The following is a 551-nucleotide window of genomic DNA, read 5'->3' as shown; positions in this document are numbered from 1 at the left end:
CCTATATCTCCTATTTCTGATGTTATTTGTAGTGCTAATTTTTCTCCTATGCCAGAAAATTCTTTTTCTATTTTGTATTCTTCTAATTCTGTGGCGATTTCTTTCATTTGTGATAGAATATTATTGAGAGTTTTGTTTATTACTCTTAGAAATTCAATTGAGTCTAGGACATTCGCATCTATTTTTGAGTTACTAGATGAGATTGTTGGGATTGATTCTAAGGCATTTTGGTAAATGGTTATTGCTTTTTGTGCATTTGGATGATATCCCTTTTTCTTTGCCCATTTTTCATAATCATTTACAAATTGTTCTTGACTTCTTTTTAATATCTTTTCACTATTTGACCATCTTTCTACAAAATCTATTAGTTTATCTTTTTGATAGTTACCATTTGCATGAGGGATTAGTTTTTTTAGTCCTGGATGTCTTTTTTCTATTTCTTTGTCTAGATAGTTTAAGTGGTTTATTCTTATCTTTTGGTAATGTTGATAGGATCTGTTTAATTGTTTTAATCTTACATATTCCTCCTTATCTTCTTTGTACTCTATTAG

General features: G+C 28.7%; 1 pseudogene. It reads right to left on the bottom strand.

The features are described 5' to 3' along the window. Nucleotides 1-551, bottom strand: a pseudogene (locus tag ANHYDRO_RS10010) (IS110 family transposase); the annotation flags it as partial.

This window comes from Anaerococcus hydrogenalis DSM 7454, from assembly GCF_000173355.1.
GTDB classification, from domain to species: domain Bacteria; phylum Bacillota; class Clostridia; order Tissierellales; family Peptoniphilaceae; genus Anaerococcus; species Anaerococcus hydrogenalis.
The sequence above is the reverse complement of the archived record's forward strand: the minus strand, read 5'-3'. Positions and strand labels throughout refer to the sequence as shown.